This window comes from Xylanibacter muris (assembly GCF_013166605.1).
In the GTDB taxonomy this organism is placed as follows: domain Bacteria; phylum Bacteroidota; class Bacteroidia; order Bacteroidales; family Bacteroidaceae; genus Prevotella; species Prevotella muris.
Genome location: NZ_JABKKF010000009.1, coordinates 188,160 through 207,228 on the forward strand (window position 1 = coordinate 188,160; position 19,069 = coordinate 207,228).

Annotated in this window: 17 protein-coding genes and 2 tRNA genes; 5 read left to right on the plus strand and 14 right to left on the minus strand. The window is 40.8% G+C overall.

Annotation, left to right across the window (positions count from 1 at the left end; all coding sequences use genetic code 11):
- Positions 1–103 precede the first annotated feature (103 nt).
- Positions 104–1,201, plus strand: coding sequence for a DNA replication/repair protein RecF (gene recF, locus HPS56_RS10000; protein ID WP_172276077.1), 1,098 nt, complete (start codon positions 104–106; stop codon positions 1,199–1,201).
- Positions 1,202–1,227: 26 nt separating this feature from the next.
- Positions 1,228–1,518, plus strand: coding sequence for a DciA family protein (locus tag HPS56_RS10005; protein ID WP_172276079.1), 291 nt, complete (start codon positions 1,228–1,230; stop codon positions 1,516–1,518).
- 73 nt (positions 1,519–1,591) lie between these two features.
- Here the strand turns inward: HPS56_RS10005 and HPS56_RS10010 are convergent, their stop codons facing one another.
- The 10 genes from HPS56_RS10010 to HPS56_RS10055 form a co-directional block, all read right to left on the minus strand.
- The gene (locus HPS56_RS10010; protein ID WP_172276081.1) at positions 1,592–2,134 is read right to left on the minus strand and encodes a 5-formyltetrahydrofolate cyclo-ligase; all 543 of its coding nucleotides are present in this window, start codon (positions 2,132–2,134) and stop codon (positions 1,592–1,594) included.
- 17 nt (positions 2,135–2,151) lie between these two features.
- Entirely contained in the window at positions 2,152–3,801 is a 1,650-nt protein-coding gene (locus HPS56_RS10015; RefSeq protein ID WP_172276083.1) for a S41 family peptidase, read from the minus strand.
- Complete coding sequence (locus HPS56_RS10020) at positions 3,788–4,231, minus strand: deoxycytidylate deaminase (RefSeq protein WP_172276085.1); 444 nt, start codon at positions 4,229–4,231, stop codon at positions 3,788–3,790. Before HPS56_RS10020 ends, HPS56_RS10015 begins: the two co-directional genes overlap by 14 nt.
- Positions 4,232–4,241: 10 nt before the next feature.
- Entirely contained in the window at positions 4,242–6,323 is a 2,082-nt protein-coding gene (locus HPS56_RS10025) for a M3 family metallopeptidase (RefSeq protein ID WP_172276087.1), read from the minus strand.
- Between the two features lie 252 nt (positions 6,324–6,575).
- Complete coding sequence (locus HPS56_RS10030) at positions 6,576–7,244, minus strand: Crp/Fnr family transcriptional regulator (RefSeq protein ID WP_172276089.1); 669 nt, start codon at positions 7,242–7,244, stop codon at positions 6,576–6,578.
- A gap of 18 nt (positions 7,245–7,262) precedes the next feature.
- Positions 7,263–8,303: an FAD:protein FMN transferase gene (locus tag HPS56_RS10035; RefSeq protein ID WP_172276091.1), complete on the minus strand. Its 1,041-nt coding sequence runs from the start codon at positions 8,301–8,303 to the stop codon at positions 7,263–7,265.
- Between the two features lie 12 nt (positions 8,304–8,315).
- On the minus strand, positions 8,316–9,005 hold the full coding sequence (locus HPS56_RS10040) for a DUF6048 family protein (protein ID WP_253952440.1): 690 nt from the start codon (positions 9,003–9,005) through the stop codon (positions 8,316–8,318).
- Complete coding sequence (locus tag HPS56_RS10045; RefSeq protein ID WP_172276095.1) at positions 8,956–9,441, minus strand: DUF6452 family protein; 486 nt, start codon at positions 9,439–9,441, stop codon at positions 8,956–8,958. Before HPS56_RS10045 ends, HPS56_RS10040 begins: the two co-directional genes overlap by 50 nt.
- Positions 9,442–10,392, minus strand: a complete 951-nt coding sequence (locus HPS56_RS10050) for a glycosyltransferase family 2 protein (RefSeq protein WP_172276097.1) — start codon at positions 10,390–10,392, stop codon at positions 9,442–9,444.
- Positions 10,393–10,482: 90 nt separating this feature from the next.
- Positions 10,483–11,019, minus strand: coding sequence for a DUF4199 domain-containing protein (locus tag HPS56_RS10055; RefSeq protein ID WP_172276099.1), 537 nt, complete (start codon positions 11,017–11,019; stop codon positions 10,483–10,485).
- Positions 11,020–11,304: 285 nt separating this feature from the next.
- On the opposite strand from HPS56_RS10055, the gene HPS56_RS10065 reads away from it, so the two are divergent.
- Positions 11,305–11,378 (plus strand) — tRNA-Thr (locus HPS56_RS10065).
- A gap of 120 nt (positions 11,379–11,498) precedes the next feature.
- Here HPS56_RS10065 and HPS56_RS10070 read toward each other — a convergent pair.
- Both HPS56_RS10070 and HPS56_RS10075 read right to left on the minus strand, forming a co-directional pair.
- The gene (locus HPS56_RS10070) at positions 11,499–13,754 is read right to left on the minus strand and encodes a hypothetical protein (protein WP_172276101.1); all 2,256 of its coding nucleotides are present in this window, start codon (positions 13,752–13,754) and stop codon (positions 11,499–11,501) included.
- A 412-nt stretch (positions 13,755–14,166) separates the two neighbouring features.
- Positions 14,167–16,722 (minus strand): endonuclease MutS2, encoded by a 2,556-nt coding sequence (locus tag HPS56_RS10075; protein WP_172276103.1) that lies wholly within the window; start codon positions 16,720–16,722, stop codon positions 14,167–14,169.
- A 176-nt stretch (positions 16,723–16,898) separates the two neighbouring features.
- On the opposite strand from HPS56_RS10075, the gene HPS56_RS10080 reads away from it, so the two are divergent.
- A tRNA-Ser gene (locus HPS56_RS10080) sits at positions 16,899–16,983 on the plus strand.
- A gap of 78 nt (positions 16,984–17,061) precedes the next feature.
- Positions 17,062–17,796, plus strand: coding sequence for a peptidylprolyl isomerase (locus tag HPS56_RS10085; RefSeq protein ID WP_172276105.1), 735 nt, complete (start codon positions 17,062–17,064; stop codon positions 17,794–17,796).
- 65 nt (positions 17,797–17,861) lie between these two features.
- Here the strand turns inward: HPS56_RS10085 and HPS56_RS10090 are convergent, their stop codons facing one another.
- Positions 17,862–18,251: a rhodanese-like domain-containing protein gene (locus HPS56_RS10090; protein WP_349665786.1), complete on the minus strand. Its 390-nt coding sequence runs from the start codon at positions 18,249–18,251 to the stop codon at positions 17,862–17,864.
- A 60-nt stretch (positions 18,252–18,311) separates the two neighbouring features.
- On the minus strand, positions 18,312–18,701 hold the full coding sequence (locus HPS56_RS10095; protein WP_172276107.1) for a desulfoferrodoxin: 390 nt from the start codon (positions 18,699–18,701) through the stop codon (positions 18,312–18,314).
- Between the last annotated feature and the right edge of the window lie 368 nt (positions 18,702–19,069).

Sequence of the window (19,069 nt, forward strand, 5' to 3'; positions counted from 1 at the left end):
AATTAATTAATTTATTGCAGACAGTGAAATTTATTCATAACTTTTTTTGTTTTTGACTGATAAAACTCTTAACTTTGCATTGATTTCACAATATTTGAAGCAGATGATTCTTCGGAAACTTTCAATAATAAACTATAAGAACATACGGTCGGCTACACTTACATTGTCGCCAAGGCTTAACTGCTTTATAGGCAGCAATGGCGCAGGAAAGACGAATATCCTTGATGCTGTTTACTATCTTTCGTTTTGCAGGAGTTCGCAGAATCCCGTTGATTCTCAGGTTATCACCCACGACACTGATTTTTTTGTGATAGAGGGCGGATATGATACGGACGGTGGTGATGCGGAGGATATATATTGTGGAATGAAACGTGGGAAGAAAAAACATTTCAAGCGTAATCGGAAGGAGTATAAGAAATTGTCGGAGCATATAGGTTTGTTGCCTGTCGTGCTTATTTCACCGTCTGACACGTTTCTCATTGATGGCGGAGCCGAGGAGCGCCGCCGTCTGATGGATATGGTTATATCTCAGTATGACCGTGGGTATATGGATATATTGACAAGATATAACAAGTCTCTCCAACAGCGCAATACGCTTTTGAAGATGGAAACTGAGCCGGATATTACTCTGATGGAGCTTTTGGAAGAGCAGATGGCCATGTATGGTGAAATGTTGTATCAGAAGCGTTGTTGTTTTGTCGATGAACTGGTGCCGTTGTTTCAGCGTTTTCATGAGGATATATCTATGGGTAACGAGAGTGTCGGCTTGCAGTATGTGTCACATTGCCGGCGTAGCCCGTTAATAGATGTGATTCGTCGTGACAGGATGAAAGACCGTGCTGTAGGGTATTCGCTGCATGGGGTTCATCGTGACGACCTTGAGTTTACTCTTGACGGACATCCGATGAGACGTGAGGGCAGTCAGGGACAGAACAAAACGTTTGTTGTGTCACTGAAACTAGCCCAGTTTGAATTTCTGAAAAGGGCATGTGCAGGGGAGACACCGTTGTTGTTGCTTGACGATATATTCGATAAACTGGATGCGGGGCGTGTCGGGAGAATTATAAAGATGGTTTCTGGTGACGGCTTCGGACAGATATTCATAACAGACACCAACCGTGAGCATCTTGACAGTATATTGGAGAGTTGTTCTTATGATTATAAGATATTCAGGGTTGATGACGGTGATGTGTGTGGGTAACCGTACTTTTATGATATACAGGGATTATGTTTAAGCGTGATGTAAAGTCAATAAAGGAACTTATAATGCAGAATCTGCGCAACCAGGGGCTTGAGACCCCATTGCTTCAGAAACGGCTTGTAGAGTCGTGGCCGTCTGTTGCAGGACCTGTTATAAGTAGATATACGATGAATGTGTATATAACAAATCAGACGCTTATGGTAAGATTGTCAAATCCGGCGCTGAGAGCGGATTTGAGTATGCGAAGGCAGGAATTTGTGTCACGGTTAAATTCTGTTGTCGGTAGTTTTGTTATTGCGGATATTCGTTTCTGTTGATTTCGTGTGTCTATATCATGGCCATGTGTTTTTATTCATAGGTCCTGTCAGTTCTTGAGGTTTCGTAAATCTTTTATCCGTCCGTTAGAACTTCGTTCATTTTAATGTCTGTATGTTCCGTAGGAATGTTGTCAAGAATCTGGAAATGGAAACATAGTCCTATTTTATATGTTCCAGGAATCTTTTCTAAAAAGCGGTCATAATATCCTTTGCCTCTGCCAAGTCGGTTGCCTTGAGTGTCAAATGCCATTCCGGGGATGATGGCCAACTCTATGCTGTCGTAGTCAGTGAAAATATCTCCGGTCGGTTCCATTATTTTATATGCTCCTGCTATCATGTCTTTCCTACCAGTGTATTTCCTTATTTCCATTATTGTATTTCCAATAACTTTTGGCAAGAGTATTTGTTTTCCTTCTTTACATGCGAAGTCGATAAGTTCGTGTGTTTCCACTTCATCGGGGAGAGAACAGTAGAGGAGGATAGTTCTTGCTTTATTGAATTGAGGATTTGTTTTGATTCTGTTTATAATCTCAAGCGACAATTCTTCCAGTTGTTGCTTGGTGAATTGTCGCTTGATGTTCCGTATATGGTTTCTTAATTCTCGTTTTGAACACATATTATAGAAATTGCCCGTTATCGTTTTTTCTTATTTTCCGCAGGTTCCGGTTTCTTTGGAAATGCGGAATTATCCTTGAATATCTTAATGGCATAATGGATTGAAGGGTCGTTGATATTCAGATATTCAGTCCATGCCTCTTCGTCAAGTATGTTATATATGATACGGCTGTTTATATAACGTTCAAGAAGTTTGTGTGACTTCTTTATCATGAGATTTCTGCGTTTCAGGCCGTTTTTGTCTGCATAAGTGGCGAATTTGTCAACCATGTTCTGGCTATCAAGATAATCGGATAATTCTGTCATGCTCTTGAATTCGCTTAATTTCTTTCGGTTGTTGTCTGTGTAAGTGTATGCAAATTGTAGTATAAGACCGGTGATTGACGCTTCTTTATAATAGGATGTGAATCCGAGTGTATCTTCCGGGATGAATATATCAGGTGTTATTCCACCGCCACCGTAAACGGTGCGACCGAGATTTGTATGATATTCCGGTCCTGTGTGTTTTATACTGTCTTGTGAGAAGTATTCTCCATGCTCGTATCTGCTTATCAGGTCTTCTTCGTAACTTTTCTCATCACCCATTGTATACGGTTTTTGTATACACCGTCCTGACGGGGTGTAGTAGCGTGAGATTGTGAGACGTATCATTGAACCGTCGTGAAAGGCTATTGGCTTTTGCACAAGTCCCTTGCCGAATGACCGGCGTCCGATAATGGTTCCTCGGTCATTGTCCTGTATTGCTCCGGCAACAATTTCCGATGCCGATGCCGATCCTTCGTCTATTAGTATTACAAGGGGTATGTCCTGATAGCTTCCACGGCCGTCACACCGGAATTCCTGTCGTGGTGACTTGCGTCCTTGTGTATACACTATAAGCTGGTTTTTATGTAGAAACTCATTTGTAATCTGTACGGCAGAGGCGAGGTATCCCCCGACATTCCCTCTAAGATCGATGATAAGGTTTTTGAATCCGTTTTGGGAAAGTCTGGCAAGGCTTACAAGCATTTCCGGATATGTGTTTTCACCGAAATTCTTTATTTTAATGTATCCGGTGTTGTTGTCTATCATATATGTGGCACTTATGCTTTTTTGGGGAATCTCACCTCGTGTTATGGTGAAATGCCTTGTTTTTTTCTCACCGAATCTTATCACACCGAGTTTTACTTTTGTGTCTTTCGGGCCTTTCAGCTTTCGTATGGCCTCTTCGTTTGTTACTGTCTTGCCAACGAAAGGTTTGTTGTCTATACTGATGATTTTGTCACCGGCCATGAGGCCTGCTCTTTCCGAAGGGCCGTTGTTTATTACGTTCTGAACACGGATGGTGTCCTTCCTTATTGTAAACTCAATGCCAATACCTGAGAAAGAGCCTTTCAGACCATCGTTGGCAGTCTGAACGTCTTTCTCGCTGATATATACAGAATGAGGGTCAAGCTCTGCCAGAATTTGAGGCATTGCTTTTTCTACAAGATTGTTTATGTTTACAGTGTCAACGTATTGGTCTGTGATGATATGCAGCAGATTGTTGAGTTTGTTGCTGTTGCTGTTTATGATACTTAGTCGGTTACCGGAGAAATGATTGGCATAAAATGTACCGATCATTATACCCACAATGACACATATTGCCATAATGAGCGGCATCATTCTTTTTGTCTTATTCTGATTCATTATCGTCTGGATTTAGGTATATGACTTCTATTTCTGCTTTTCTAAGCAAGTTCAGTCCGTCTTCAAGACGGTAGTTCCTTGAATATACAACTCTCTTTATACCGGCTTGTATAATGAGTTTTGCACACTCGATGCAAGGAGAGTCTGTAACATATAGTGTGGCACCGTCACTGTTGTTCGAACTGCGTGCCAGTTTTGTAATGGCATTGGCCTCGGCATGCAATACGTATGGATGGGTGATGTTGTTGTCATCTTCGCAGATATTTTTAAATCCGCTTGGAGTTCCGTTGTATCCGTCGCTGATTATAGTGTTCCCTTTCACTACAAGAGCACCTACTTGTCTGCGTTTGCAGTAACTGTTCTCTGCCCATATCCTTGCCATGCGAAGATATCGCAAATCCAGTGCGTATTGTTTGTCTTTATTGGTCATTCTTTTGCTTCTATTTCTTTGTTCTTCTTATTCTGTTTCTTTTCAACAGTGCGTCTATGGAAGGTTCGCAGCCCCGGAAACGTCTGTAGAGTGTCATTGGATGTTCCGTACCACCTTTGGATAGAATGTTTTCACGGAAGCTTTGTGCTGTTTCCCGGTTGAATATTCCATGTTTCTTGAACACACTGAAAGCATCTGCGTCAAGAACTTCAGCCCATTTATAACTGTAATATCCGGCTGCATATCCTCCTGCCATTATGTGGCTGAACTGTACGGTCATGCATGTGTCAGGCAATTGTTTTGTAACGGTGGCATCGCTCCAGGCTTTTTTCTCAAATTGTATTATGTCTTCTTCAAATGGCGTTTTCTTTGTATAGTATGCCATGTCAAGCAGTCCGAAACTTACCTGACGCATACATCCGTATGCAACCATGAAGTTCCGGCTTTTTACAATGCGGTCTATATATTCGTCAGGAATGGCTTCTCCGGTTTCATAATGGAATGCGAATGTTCTTAGGAATTCTTTTTCCACAGAGTAGTTTTCCATGAACTGTGACGGTAATTCCACAAAATCCCAGTATACATTGGTTCCGCTTAGGCTTTCAAATCTTGTGTTTGCAAATATGCCATGTAGCGAGTGGCCGAATTCATGAAGAAATGTTTCCACTTCACCAAGTGTGAGCAGTGCCGGTTTTTCCTCTGTCGGTTTTGTCAGATTCATGACAACGCTTACGTGCGGGCGTATATTGTTACCTTTCCTGTCTATCCATTGTCCTTGATATTCTGTCATCCACGCTCCGCCTTGTTTCCCCTTTCTTGGGAAGAAATCAGCATAGAAGACAGCAAGATAAGAACCGTCTTTGTCGAATACTTCGTATGCTTTCACATCAGGGTGATATACCGGTATTTCTGTATTTTCCTTGAATGTTATGCCATAGAGTCTGTTTGCCAGTCCGAGCACACCCTCAATTACCTTTGAAAGCTCAAAGTAAGGGCGTAGCATTTCGGAGTCAATATTGAATTTCTTCAGTTGCAGTTTGTGTGAATAGAAGGAGATATCCCACGGCTCCAATTTAAATGTGTAGTCGTTCTCTTTTTTTGCAAGCAAGGTTATGTCTTGTATTTCTTTAATGGCGGTCGGCTTGTATGCTTCGATAAGGCTATTTAACAATTCATATACGTTACGGCTCTTGCCTGCCATTCTGCGTTTCAATACATAGTTCGCGTATGTCTTGAATCCAAGCAGTTGTGCAATTTCTCTTCGCAGGTTTATAATCCTTTTACAGATTTCGATATTGTTTTCCGCATTATCGTGCGTACAAACGGTATTGCGTGCCATGTATATTTCTTTTCTTAGCTCGCGTCGGGTAGAATGGGTGAGGAACGGACCGTATGAAGGAGCATCCAATGTAAACAGCCATCCTTCCTTTCCGTTTTCTTTTGCCGCAATGGATGCTGCTTCTATTATTGTATCGGGAAGTCCTTCGAGGTCTTCCTTATCGGTGATCAGCATTGTATATGCTTTGTTTTCTTTCAGAAGATTCTGAGAGAACTGGAGCGACAGCATGCTTGCTTCTTCTGTAAGTTGGCGTAGCTTTTCCTTGTCTTCATCACTCAGCAAAGCTCCGCTCCTCACATATCCGTCATAGCAGTCGTCAAGCAGTTGCTTTTCCTCACGGCTAAGTCTTCTGTGGTGCTGGTGTACGGTTTTCACGCGTTCAAACATTTTTTTGTTCAGTCGCATGTCGTTGGCGTGCTTGGTGAGTATGGGTTGCATTTTTTGTGCAAGTGCGTCCATTTCGTCATTCGTTTCTGCGCTCAGCATATTAAAGAATACCGTGGATACCCTTCCGAGTAAGTCATAGTAGTGCTCCTGTTCGTCTGTATAAATGATGGTGTTGTCGAAGGTGGGCTTTTCCTGATTGTTTATAATTCTTTCTATCTGTTCGTTATCCCTTCTTATACCTTCCATGAAAGCCTCTTCATAATCTTCTATTCTTATTTTGTCGAATGGAACAGTGTCATGTGGGGTGTTATATGGTTCAAAAAAAGGGTTGTTACGTTTTGTTGTATTTATCTTATTCTCAATCATAGCCGTATTTATTGTTTTACATGCAAAATTAGCAAAAAAAAGTCTGAGTATTTATAAATAAGTATTATTTAACTTTATTCGTTTGAAGTGCAATTATTTTCAAGGCAAATGATATTATAACACACAATATTAATGTGTTGCATTTGATATATGGGTGTCATTAATAAGTCGATGAGAAAATATCATTTTTGTATATTATACGGTGTTTGCTATGTTTTGTGTTTTTTGGGGGTAACATGAAAATGCTGTATCCTATATGAGTTTTTCCAGCATAGGGATTACTATTTTCCCTCTTGAAATGCTTATGAGTCCTAAGTCTTTCATTTTGTTGAGTTCGTTTGAGACATTTATACGTTTATCGTTTATCTCATTTGCGAGCTGTTCCATTTTTATAAAAACGGTCTTATGCCCTGCGGGATATTGACATCGGTCGGTTATGAATCTTACGATTTGTTGTTTTAGGTCCTGCGGATATCGCCTCCATACTCTTTGCTGCATTTTTTGTGATTGTGTTGCAAAAATGTTCAGACAGTTTATTTGAAAAACATTAAAGTTTTCACATAGTTTCCTTACTTCATTTTTGTCTATGGTGATGAAGTTTACGTCTGTTGATGCGGTAAAGTCGCTTGTGAAGCGTTGTGAAAGTCCGAATATGCGTTCCGGTTGAATTATGAATGGTGCCTCCGCATATTCTATAATGCTATATGAATGATCATCGGATATACTTGTTATTTGCAGTCTTCCGTTAATAAGAAGATACAGATGATTGCATGCGTTCCCTTCTTTTATTATTCTTTTTCCTGTAGTATATTTGGAAAATCCGAATTTCGTATGTGCGACTATTTGCGTGAGGTCTCCGCGGCTCATGCCTTGAAACAGTGAGAACTGTAATAGCTTGTCGTATAGTTGTAATGCCGGCATGTGTGTATTATGTTCGGGTTATTTCTGTATTTTGTCTTTTAGGGCAGGAGAGTGCCACACGGCATTTTTCCCTTTTTCATCGGAGTAGATGAAATATGCCATGAGTTCAGGATGGTTTTCCAATATGGTCATGGCTTTATCGAGTCCTGTCACCATGAAAGCCGTTGCATAGGCATCGGCTGTCGCACAATTGTCGGCAAAAACAGTTGCGGAGAGAATCGTGTGCTGTACAGGATAACCTGTTGCCGGATCTATTGTATGGGCATATTTCTTTCCGTTTCTGTAATAAAAGTTACGGTAGTTGCCGCTTGTTGCCATAGCTTTTGAAGTCAGACTGATAACAGTTTGTATCTTTGGGCTTGTATTAAGGCTGTCGTCTGTAGGTTTTGTCACACCGATTTTCCATTCCTGTTGCTTTTCATTCTTGCCTCTTACGACAATCTCTCCGCCTATTTCCACCATAAAGTTTTCAATGCCTTTACCTTTCAGGTAATTTGCTATCACGTCACTTCCGTATCCTTTGGCAATGGCAGAGAAATCGAGCATGATTCCAGGATTTTCCTTTATGACCTTTCCGTTTTTTATTCTTACATTCTTGTAGCCGGTGAACTTTCTCAGACTGTCCACTGTAGCTTTGTCCGGATATATTCCGTTTTTAAAACCGAATCCCCATGCGTTTACCAATGGTGCTACGGTTATATCGAATGCACCGTCGGTGTCTTCTGATATCTTTTGTGACAAGTTGAATATATATGTAAACATGTCGTTGATTTTTGTCGGTGTGTTGTCATTTACATGGCTTACCGTTGAGTGTCTGTTAAATATAGACAAACACTCGTCAACCTTTTGCAACTCGTCTTTTATTTCATTATTGATGCTGTGGTCATATTGATATATGATACTGTATGCTGTACCGAATATGAAACCTTTGTCGTGTTGAAACGGTATTGATTGCTGTTTCTTTACGATGAGAAAGGTTCCTGCTATGAGAAATATAAGGAATGGTAGTTTCCATGCCCATTTTTTCTTATTTGCATTAATGTTTGATGACTCTTTCATATCAGATACTTTTTATATATCTATTATTACGTTGAAATTCGCCCCGATTCGTGTATCTCCGTATTTTCCGTATCCCGGTATATACCATGTATTGCCGACACTACTGTCTTTATGGGCTATCCGGCGTTTGTATCTAACGTTCCATCCCAGATGTAATGGCCCCCATATCTTGGCATCTATGCCGAACACCGCCTCTATCCAGTGCTGTGAGCATGTTTCTCCAGTGATGCTGAATGAAGTGTCCCATCCCCATACAGGGTCTTGCATTCCAGGATGTGCAATGTCTACCTTGTATGAAGTAAATGCATACCTTAGTCCTCCGAACATACGGTTTCCCGTGTGTTTGTTTTTTAGCAAATTAAGGTCGCAGCCTATTCGGAAATAAGGGGCTTGTGTCTTGTAGTAAAGTGAAGTTACCTCGTCATCATGCTTGGCGCTTCCATAGCCAATCTCGAAGATGGGAAAATACTGGTTGTGTAGATTAATCCTTAGTGAAGCCTCGTATTCACCGTAATCTCCAAGTGTGCGCATTACAGGTCCGGCTAAATCTATGGATATAGAGAATCCCTTGAAGAATGGCACTGTGTCTTTTTGCACGGCAAATATTTTGTTTTGTGCATGCATTGCCACATAGGCAGTTAACATTATGAGACTAATTGCGAGCCTTGAAATATATATGGAAGTGTTCCGTTGAAGCGTCATAGTTAACGTCTTTTTTGTTGATGCCTATTGAGTCGATGGCCTCATTGGTCCATCTTACTGATGTTATTTCATGAAAGTATGAAATATTGCAGTCTACGGATTCAAAGTGTGGTTGATTGGTTTTGGCAATCCACACAGTGTCACGTCTTAGCACATTAAATGTATCTTTCAATTCAAATATCAGTGTGTCCTCGTGGTTCTGATAGCTTATCGGCAGTTCCAATACAACAGCCTTTGTCTTTTTGTTCAACAAGATACTGTCAGAACCGTTCTTTCTGTAGGTATATATTGTAAGAGTGTCGCTAAGGGTGTCTGCCACACCGTCTGCCTTATACAGTTTATATACTGTATATACTGTATTCTGTACAGGGCAGTCAATAGAAGTGCAGCTGCTTATTATTGCCGCAAGTATAATCGCTGCTATTATTTTCCCCATTTAAATCTCCTCCTCTATTTGATAGTCGTTTCTGGTGCTTGAGGAGCGGCTTACAAGATCACCGACGAATCCTGCAAGGAAGAACTGTGTGCCGATAATCATCATTGTAAGTGAAATGTAAAAATAGGGGGAACTTGTAACCAGTCTTTGCGGTATTCCGGATGCAAGACAATATAGCTTGTCTGTTCCGATAACGGCAGCGGATATGAAGCCTATGAAAAACATGAGTGAGCCTAAAAGGCCGAACATGTGCATGGGCTCCCGGCCAAAACAACTCAAAAACCAAAGTGTTATAAGGTCAAGATATCCGTTAAAAAAGCGGTTGAAGCCGAATTTAGATTTTCCGTATTTTCTTGCTTGATGGTGAACAATTTTCTCTCCGATTCTGCTGAAACCGGCATTTTTTGCCAGATATGGAATATATCTGTGCATTTCACCATATACCTCAATGTTTTTTACAACATCTTTTTTATATGCTTTCAGGCCACAATTGAAATCATGTAAGTTTTTTATTCCGCTTATCTTACGTGCCGTGGCATTGAAAAGTTTTGTAGGTATGGTCTTTGACAGAGGATCATAACGCTTTTGTTTGTATCCTGATACCAGGTCATAGTTCTCTTCTGTTATCATTCTGTAAAGTTCTGGTATCTCATCCGGTGAGTCTTGCAGGTCAGCGTCCATTGTTATAACCACTTCGCCCTGTGCTTTTTTGAAGCCGCAATAAAGGGCAGGACTCTTTCCGTAGTTGCGGCGGAATTTTATTCCTTTCACCTTATCAGACTTATTCTTGAGGTCTTCTATTACTTTCCATGATTTGTCGGTTGAACCGTCATTTATGAAAATGACTTCAAAGCTGAAGTTGTTTTCATTCATAACTCGTTCAATCCATGAATAAAGTTCGGGTAAAGACTCTTCTTCGTTGTATAATGGTACTATTACAGATATATCCATATTGATTTGTTCTTTTTGAATTTACAATGCAAAAGTAAGTATTTTTATTTATACAATATTATTTTTTTCTTTGTTTTCTTTGTGGTATGATTATTTTGCTCTGTCTCTTTTCATGATTAGACCGACAGGAAAACTCAATACAATACCGGTCATGATGTTTATCGTCATGAAATTTAATGCAAATGTTATTGGGCTGGTTTGTCTCAGAACTTCCAGGTTGTCGTTAATCTGTTGTTGTGTTATATCGTAATTTTTCAAGATAATTTGTGCTTCTTCACCGTTTAGCATCTGTGTGTATGTGTTTACAAGATATCCGTTGTCGAGAAATTCGAAGTATATATATTGTGCTATGGCAAAGAGTGCTGAAGCGTAAAAGAACATCAGTGCGTAATATGCTGCCGCTCTTCTGAAACTGATAATACCATCGCGTATGTTGTCACGGAATATACGTAGTCTTGTCGCTGCATAGAACGGACTTGACACCGCTAATATGAAACTGACAATTCCCATTATTGGATTACTCAGTCCCTGAATATAAAAAATGAAGCTTGACAGCCAAAACAAAGCAAGTAGGGCTCCATCGATACGTGCAAAAGCTTTTAGTTGTATAAATTCTTCCGGTTTCATGTAACTGGTTCTGTTTTTTTATTCTGTATGTTTGTATATATTATATTAATATTAGTCTTGAAGTGCAAAAATACTCATTATCCATATACCAAAGTATAAAATATAGTGTTTTTTATGTTTTTTTGCGATAAAAGTTTGTGTGTTAGAAAAAAAAAAGATACCTTTGCACCCGCTTAAATTAATACGGGCAAGTCTTACACGGCCAGCTCCCTTCGAATCCTCCAGGACGGGAACGTAGCAAAGGTAGTTGGTTGTAGCGGTGCGATGTGAGTAGCTTGCCCACCCGCCTCTTTAGCTCAGTTGGCCAGAGCACGTGATTTGTAATCTCGGGGTCGTTGGTTCGAATCCGACAAGAGGCTCGAAAAGGAGGTGACAACCTCCTTTTTTATTATCTTAAAGATATCAATTCCATTGCAGATATTGAGTCCGTATATTATTTCCAGGTATCATTGTTATATGCATGATTATACTTTAACATGTCATATATCTAATAACTTTGTCACTTCTGCCGGATTCAATGCCCATTCATACGTGTAGGTTTCATCAGCATTTTCTTCATTTTCGGTCAATACCGATTCTTGGGCTCTTGCTTTAAGTTCGAGTAACTCGCCGATAGACAATTTTGATTCAAGCTTTTTTAGTAAAGTTTCAACAGCTTGGGCATCCGCTCCCCGTAGTGTCTGGGCCGTAAAAGGCATTTCCAGCCATACTATTTCATGTTTTTCAACATTGAGTATGCCAAAGACCAAGCCTTTTGTTAGATTTCCTTCGCTGATACGTACGGAGTGTTGGACGCATGACGGATCGTATGCCACACCCGTCTCGTCAGAAATGGCCATAGGATAAGCCGAGTCCATCCATCCCACAACAAGATTGGGCGATAGTGCCCCGACGGAATAGGCATTGCAGGTGAAGGTAATGTATCTTGCATTTGCTTTTTCCAATTCAGGAATGGACAGCTCTATGTATTCGGCAGTCCCTGTCATTTCGGGAATAGAACGTATATCACCGGAATGCTTAGCCCCGATACATGTCAGGTTGTAGTATGCGCATTCTTCCGTTTTCCCATTAAGAAAAGAAATTCGTGCACTTAAGTCCATGTCAAGATGCTGGGCATGCAATCCTTTTCCCCATTGCATGAATAAGCGTATGGTATCCCCTTGGATAGGGAAGCGTGTACCTGTGAGTGCGCATGAGATATCATGAATAGTTGTCGCACGGTCGCCTACACTGACAGGAATATTGTATAGTCTGCGGTCAATAAATACGGACTTGTTTTTAGATGGTATTGCCTTGAAGCGGCGAATCATAGAGTTTGTATAGATGCTTTTTATGGCATCGAGTATTTTTTTGCGTTCTTCCTCGTTGTAGAGGCTTAAAAGCTTGTTTGATTCCAACTTATGTGTTCCACCCGTAATCGGGCGTGCCAGACGTGGTTGATTCGGGTCAAAATATGCATCGGCAGCATTGCCTAAAGAAAGAAGCAGGCGTGCCGGCAGTTTGTCTGAAACTTCATCAAATGCTTTCAATACCTCGTCTGTTCCAAAGCGTAATATCGTTGCAAACAGGTATCTGGCAAATAGTCCGGGGCGTTCTTTCAGAAGAGAAAGTGTCCTGGGCAGATCCTTGTCTTGGCGGGCGGTGTCAAGGTTGCCATGCCATGTGGTGTAATCTTGTTTGTAGAAGACATCGAGGATTTCACGTAGATGCTCCATTCCTTTTTTTCGTGAGTATTCTCCAAGACGTAGTGAGTGTATCATTCTAACCCACATTTCACGCTTGGGATTCATGTTGGCTGCAGCCTGTTGGGCGGTCATAGGAATCGCGTTCATCCATGTGGCGACACGCAGGCATGATTTTCTGTCGTATTTCAGCATGAGTCTCTGTTTCATACTGTTTGCCGCGTCCGAACTTTTGTCGAGCGGTCCCCATATATGATGATATAATTTCCTTGCGTGTGCTACCAATGTCTTTGGTTCGATAATTTGTATATATCCGGTTTTTTCGAACCAGAGATAGCGAAGGATGTCAGTTGGGGTTTTTAGCAGTTTTATTGCTTGTTCCTGTTTATTATGTCTGACAAGCAGTTTTATTGCCAGCATGGCTGTCTCTTTCATCTTTATATTCGTGTCTGGCAAGTCATAGATTTGTAATAATTGTTCCAGTGAGTCTTTTTGTGTCGCGTCAAGTGGAGTTGCGGATGTGAGAAGCGATTCAAAAATTATCTTCATATCCTTGTCGGTAAGGAGGCGAAGTTCTTTTAATCTGCTTCCCTGGCCTTTATATATGAAGTTAGAGGTCTTGAAGGGAGTGCTGCAGAATGGACATCCGTTATACCGTTCGACAGGAAAAGTGTTTTCCGGTATGAAATGACCGCATGGTAGGATTGTGCCGTTCTGCACATCATCTTTATAGATGTTGGCAAATAAAGTTATAAGATGGTCGGTATAAGTTTCACCGGTAGGTATGTTCCAGTTTTTTACTAACGGTGTCCAGTTCAATTTAACACCGGTTGCCTCATCAATACTGTCGGTTATTTCTATTAGTGTATCAGTGGAAATCTTATTAAAAGCATGCAGTAATTCTTCACTTACACAGAATCCGTTTTCCTGAAGGCGGGAAACGAATGCAATTATGTGGGCTGTGGTTTTAGAGCGCATGTCAATGCTGTTACGATTCACGTTGAGATATATGCCGTTATAGCGCAGACCCACATTTATCAATGTTTTATTCATAACTTAAACCTATTTAGTGATAATAATGTTAGTCGCAGATTAAAACTACAGACTTTTTCTTATGCAAACTTGTTATTACATTATATTGAAGTTCATGAAAAGAAAGCGGAAATCACAACTCTTTTGCTAAAATGTACCTACGTGAGGTACTGATGAATAGAAGTAAGACTTGTTTGGTCCGCTTTCTTTATGTTTGATGTGTGCAAATCGAATGCAATAAAACTTGCTTTATATTGCTGATGTGCAGCTTGTCTTTTGCAAAGATATGAAAGTATTGTGTAATGTTCCTGTGTGATTAGGAAGAATTGATGTAAAACAATTTAAAAGTTGTGTTTTTTTATATATTCGTGAATCTGTTACATACTTTTGCTTTCTGTATTGCAGATACTTGTTATCTTTGTATATACCGGTGTTATCCAATGTCTACAACAGTTATTCCTGTACCGCCAAACTGTACGTGCTCGTCTTTGAATGAGGTTATGTTTGGGATTGTTGCAAGATATTGTCTTATGAGTTGCCGCAATATTCCCGAACCGGTACCATGGAGTATACGCACTCTGCTCATACCTACAAGTATGGCATCGTCAATGAAGTATGTTACTGCATTTATAGCCTCCTCACCACGCATTCCTCTTACATCAAGGTCTTGCTTGAAGTTCAGCTTGCGGTTGTCAATGGTTTCACGTGTGTGTCGTTCGGCTGCTGATACAGTGTTGAGGCGTGCTGTTTCCTGTTTCGGTTTGTCTGCTATTTCAAGACGTTCTGTTTTCATTTTTGTACGCATATCACCGAATATGACAGTTGCCATTTTCCCGTCTGTCTCTTCTATATATCCAATGGATGTCAATCCCTTTATTCTTACTGTATCACCCTTTTTCAGCACTTCAGTTGTTGTGCGTGCCGATGCGGAAGATGTTTTTTCTGCTGCCTGTTTTTTTTCTCTTTCGCTTTTTTCCTTTCTTCTTTTTTCCTTTCTTTCTTTTCTTTCTTGGATCTGTTTGATCTTTCTGGCGATTATTTCGTCATTGGCTTTTGAGTCAATATCGTTGATTTCATCCTTGAATAGCTTCAATTCTTCCCTTATACGTTTCGTTTCCTCTTTTTCAGCCTGGTTCTTGCGTATTTCCCGTATCGTGTTTTCTATTTTCCGGTTACTTTCTTTAAGCAGTTCCTCTGCCTGTTCCTTTGCCTTTCTAAGTATATTCTTACGGTTCTGCTCAAGTTCCTTTATTTCAGCTTCATATCTTTCTATTTTTTGTTCGAGCGATTTCTCATGCTGGTGTATGGTCTGCCGTTTGTTTTCCCAATAACGCTTATCGCGTACTATATCCTGAAGATATTTGTCGCTTTGGATATAGTCTGAGCCTACAATTTCGGATGCGTCACGTATCACTTCTTCCGGTATTCCTGTCTTGCGGGCAATTTCAATGGCAAAGGAACTTCCGGGTTGCCCGATGGCAAGTTGAAAAAGAGGGCGCATTTCGTGACGGTCGTAGAGCATGGCTCCGTTCACTACCCCTGTATTATCTTCAGCGAAATGTTTCAGATTCTGGTAGTGGGTGGTTATTACCCCGAATGCTTCTTTATTGCAGAATTGCTTTAAAACCGCCTCTGCTATTGCACCTCCTATCTGAGGTTCCGTACCACCTCCGAACTCGTCTATCAGCAGCAGTGTATGCATATTTGCCTGTTTCATCATATTCTTCATGTTTGTCAGGTGGCTTGAATATGTACTCAGGTCGTTTTCTATGCTTTGTTCGTCACCGATGTCAATCATGATGCTTTTGAATATTCCTGTCTTGGAATGTTCGTTTACGGGTATGGACAAGCCGCATTGGAGCATATATTGTAAAAGCCCTACTGTTTTCAGACATACGGATTTTCCGCCCGCATTAGGGCCGGATATTATAATGATTCTTTTTTCCTTTGTCAAAGTGACGTCAAGGGGAACAATGCTCTTTTCTTGTTTGTCGAGTGCGAGTTTTAATAAAGGATGTTCAGCCTGTATCCAATCTATGTATGGATATTTTTCCAATCTTGGTTCTATGGCTTTTGTCATGTTGGCAAATTCGGTTTTTGCCCTTATCATATCTATGATTGCAAGAAATCTATATGAATATAGAATGTCTTTCACATGTGGACGGATTTGTGTGGCGAACTCTGAAAGTATTCTTATGATCTCTCTGTGCTCTTCTGCTTCAAGTTCACGCACCTTGTTGTTTGCTTCCACCACTTCTGTCGGTTCAATGAACACGGTCTTTCCTGATGCACTTTCATCATGTACTATTCCGCGTATCTTTCGTTTTAGTCCCGGAGCGACGGGTATGACAAGACGCCCGTCACGTATTGTCGGTGCTGCATCTTTGTCGACAAGACCGTCACTTTGTGCTGTGCGTAATATATTATATAATGTACGTGAGATACCGCTTTCGGTATGTGACAGCTCGCGCCGTATGGACATAAGTTCCGGTGAGGCGTTGTCTTTTATCTTGCCGAACTTGTCGAGAATCTGGTCTATGCGTCTGATGATTAGTGGAAATGTCATCACGTTTTCCGACAATCTGTGTAGGGCGGGGTAGGGATATCGTTTTTCTTTAATGTCCTGGCCGGATGTATGTTCTTCTACATCATCGCTTATGTTCAGCAGATTCACAATACCCATAATTGTTTCTAATGAGCGTCTGAGGTCAAAAAGCTCGTTTTCTTCCAAGTGGGTGCCTTCAAGACGAAGTCGGCCTACGGCTTCTCTTACATCGAAGAAATACTGTAGCGGCAAGTTGTCGTTTTCTTGCTGTAGAAGGCGGAACTCTTTTATTTGCAGCAACCATTCATTCACGGTTTCCCATTTGTCGCAAAAAGAAATTTTGTCGACCATTTCACGACCAAGGTTGCTGATACACTTTTGTTTCAATAAGGTTTTTATTTCGTTGAAACCTATTTTGCTTTCAAAGTTGTTTGGATAAATCATAATGCAAAATTAATTCAAAACCGTTTAATAACAAAGGAAAAGGGGATAAATAACCCGGATAAAGCGGGAAAACCATTTTAGATGTAAAAAATAAACAATAAAATTTGGATATGTGAATAAAAGTATATACCTTTGCACTCGCTTTTAAGGCAAAGACACACTTTAGCCCATGGCAAGGAGAGATGGTAGAGTGGTCGATTACAGCGGTCTTGAAAACCGCCGTGCTGAGAGGCACCGGGGGTTCGAATCCCTCTCTCTCCGCGAGAATATAAAAGAAACCTGCTGATTTTTCAGTGGGTTTCTTTTTTGCATTGTGGTATATTCGTAATATTAAAAATAATGAGAGTAAAAATAATCACAACGTTAGGTGATATTGTTGTTCGCCTATATGATGAGACGCCTCTTCACCGTGATAACTTTGTGAAGTTGGTCAAGGAAGGATATTATAACGGAACCGTTTTTCATAGGGTTATCCGGGATTTTATGATACAGGGTGGTGATCCGGATTCAAAAAACGCTCCTGCGGGAAAGATGTTGGGGGCAGGTGGACCGGGATATACCGTTGATGCCGAAATAAAAGAAGGTTTGTGTCATAAACGTGGTGCCTTGGCTGCCGCGCGTCAGGGGGATGATGTGAATCCGGAACGTAAAAGCAGTGGCTCGCAGTTTTACATCGTTTGGGGGCAAGTGTTTAATGAAGGGCAGATACGGCAGTTGGCAAAACAGATGCGGATGCAGCAGATACAACAGGCGTTTAATACCCTTGTTTCACAGCATAGGGCCGAGATAATGCAGTTGCGGCGTGAGCGTAACCGCGAAGCTCTTCAGGATTTACAGGATAGGTTGACAGCTGAGGCTGAAGCGGAAGTGAAGGTTGCCGGTGGTGGACTTACAGAAGAGCAAAAGGTATTGTATACCACAGTAGGAGGAACACCTCATCTTGACGGGCAATATACTGTGTTTGGTGAGGTTGAGTCCGGTATCGAAATTGTAGGCATGATACAACAGGTCACAACCGGAAACGGCGACCGTCCTGTTGATGATATAAGAATGGAAATGGTCCTTGTTGAATAGCCGGGGCTTCCGGCCAATTCAATACTGTTGTCTGTTGGTTTGGCCGGAAAGTTCCATGTCTGAATTTATCTGACTACCGGCTTTCCTTTCTTTTCCCATTCTTTTATTCCGCCACGCAGATTCACAACCTTATAGCCGTCTTTAGCCAGTATGGATGCTGCTGTTAATGACCTCTTTCCTGAGCGGCAATATATCCAGATCTCGTGTTTCCTGTCAAGTTTGTTTTTCGCGATATGTTTGAATCCCTCTTTTAGTACATCGATGTTTATAGCACCGTTTATGTGGCTGGTGGCAAATTCGTCTGATGTACGTACGTCGAGCAGTTGTATGCTGTCGTTCTTTATGCCTTGTTCAAATTCGGAGGCATCCACATTTCTTATGTTGTTTTGTGCGCATGAGCTTAGGGCAAATCCGGTAATGCATGCTATAAGTGTCTTTATTCTTCTTTTCATCATTATTTGTATACAATAAAATAAAGCACGAAGAGATTTGAGACCTCTTCGTGCTTCATTATTTTATTCATTATTCAGCGCAGATTTCCATAATCCGTGCAGATTACAGTATTCTCTTGCTGTGACATCGTTTTCCTTTGTCATGAAGGTGGCCGTTGGCTCTTCTCCTGGTTTCAGATATTTGCGCATTATTCTTGTCGGGGTGACGAGTTCAATCCATTCAATGTAATGCTCGTCTGTCATAGGGTGTGGAATGCTCCCTACCGATACTTTATACCCGCAGTCTGTTTTCTCTATCACAGGAACATGCTTTTCATGGGCGGCGTCTTGGGTATTTCCTTCAATCGATTCCATGGGTTTTCCACAACATACCAATATTCCACCTGCCGGATGTGTCACTTCTACAATGTTACCGCAAATATTACAGCGATAAACTTCATTTCTCTTCGTCATAAGCTTTATTTTAAATAGTTGATGATAAAATTATGCTGCAAATATAGTGAATAGTATGTAATAATGCACCATGCGTTATATTTTTTTTCTTGTTTTTCATACTTTTATATCAGTTGCCTGATTTGCTTCATCATACTGTTAATAGTTCTTTTGTGTTTCACTTTATTGTTGTAGTTTCTTTATTTTCCTTATACTGGTTAGTGCTTTTTTTCTTATAACCTACATTTTCCCTTTTGTTTTGTAATAAAAAATCCTATTATATCCTTAGCTTCCTTTTCGTGGTTTCCTTGAATTTTGTAACCATCTGATATACAGGATGTTCGTGTCCGTTGAAACAGGGTCCGGAAAAGGGGGTGTCATTCTCTTTC

What these genes read in the sequence shown, in the direction of transcription:
- recF (WP_172276077.1), top strand. Translation starts at nt 104, where the DNA reads ATGATTCTTCGGAAACTTTCAATAATAAACTATAAGAACATACGGTCG.
- HPS56_RS10005 (WP_172276079.1), top strand. Translation starts at nt 1,228, where the DNA reads ATGTTTAAGCGTGATGTAAAGTCAATAAAGGAACTTATAATGCAGAAT.
- HPS56_RS10010 (WP_172276081.1), bottom strand. Translation starts at nt 2,134, where the DNA reads ATGTGTTCAAAACGAGAATTAAGAAACCATATACGGAACATCAAGCGA.
- HPS56_RS10015 (WP_172276083.1), bottom strand. Translation starts at nt 3,801, where the DNA reads ATGAATCAGAATAAGACAAAAAGAATGATGCCGCTCATTATGGCAATA.
- HPS56_RS10020 (WP_172276085.1), bottom strand. Translation starts at nt 4,231, where the DNA reads ATGACCAATAAAGACAAACAATACGCACTGGATTTGCGATATCTTCGC.
- HPS56_RS10025 (WP_172276087.1), bottom strand. Translation starts at nt 6,323, where the DNA reads ATGATTGAGAATAAGATAAATACAACAAAACGTAACAACCCTTTTTTT.
- HPS56_RS10030 (WP_172276089.1), bottom strand. Translation starts at nt 7,244, where the DNA reads ATGCCGGCATTACAACTATACGACAAGCTATTACAGTTCTCACTGTTT.
- HPS56_RS10035 (WP_172276091.1), bottom strand. Translation starts at nt 8,303, where the DNA reads ATGAAAGAGTCATCAAACATTAATGCAAATAAGAAAAAATGGGCATGG.
- HPS56_RS10040 (WP_253952440.1), bottom strand. Translation starts at nt 9,005, where the DNA reads ATGACGCTTCAACGGAACACTTCCATATATATTTCAAGGCTCGCAATT.
- HPS56_RS10045 (WP_172276095.1), bottom strand. Translation starts at nt 9,441, where the DNA reads ATGGGGAAAATAATAGCAGCGATTATACTTGCGGCAATAATAAGCAGC.
- HPS56_RS10050 (WP_172276097.1), bottom strand. Translation starts at nt 10,392, where the DNA reads ATGGATATATCTGTAATAGTACCATTATACAACGAAGAAGAGTCTTTA.
- HPS56_RS10055 (WP_172276099.1), bottom strand. Translation starts at nt 11,019, where the DNA reads ATGAAACCGGAAGAATTTATACAACTAAAAGCTTTTGCACGTATCGAT.
- HPS56_RS10070 (WP_172276101.1), bottom strand. Translation starts at nt 13,754, where the DNA reads ATGAATAAAACATTGATAAATGTGGGTCTGCGCTATAACGGCATATAT.
- HPS56_RS10075 (WP_172276103.1), bottom strand. Translation starts at nt 16,722, where the DNA reads ATGATTTATCCAAACAACTTTGAAAGCAAAATAGGTTTCAACGAAATA.
- HPS56_RS10085 (WP_172276105.1), top strand. Translation starts at nt 17,062, where the DNA reads ATGAGAGTAAAAATAATCACAACGTTAGGTGATATTGTTGTTCGCCTA.
- HPS56_RS10090 (WP_349665786.1), bottom strand. Translation starts at nt 18,251, where the DNA reads ATGATGAAAAGAAGAATAAAGACACTTATAGCATGCATTACCGGATTT.
- HPS56_RS10095 (WP_172276107.1), bottom strand. Translation starts at nt 18,701, where the DNA reads ATGACGAAGAGAAATGAAGTTTATCGCTGTAATATTTGCGGTAACATT.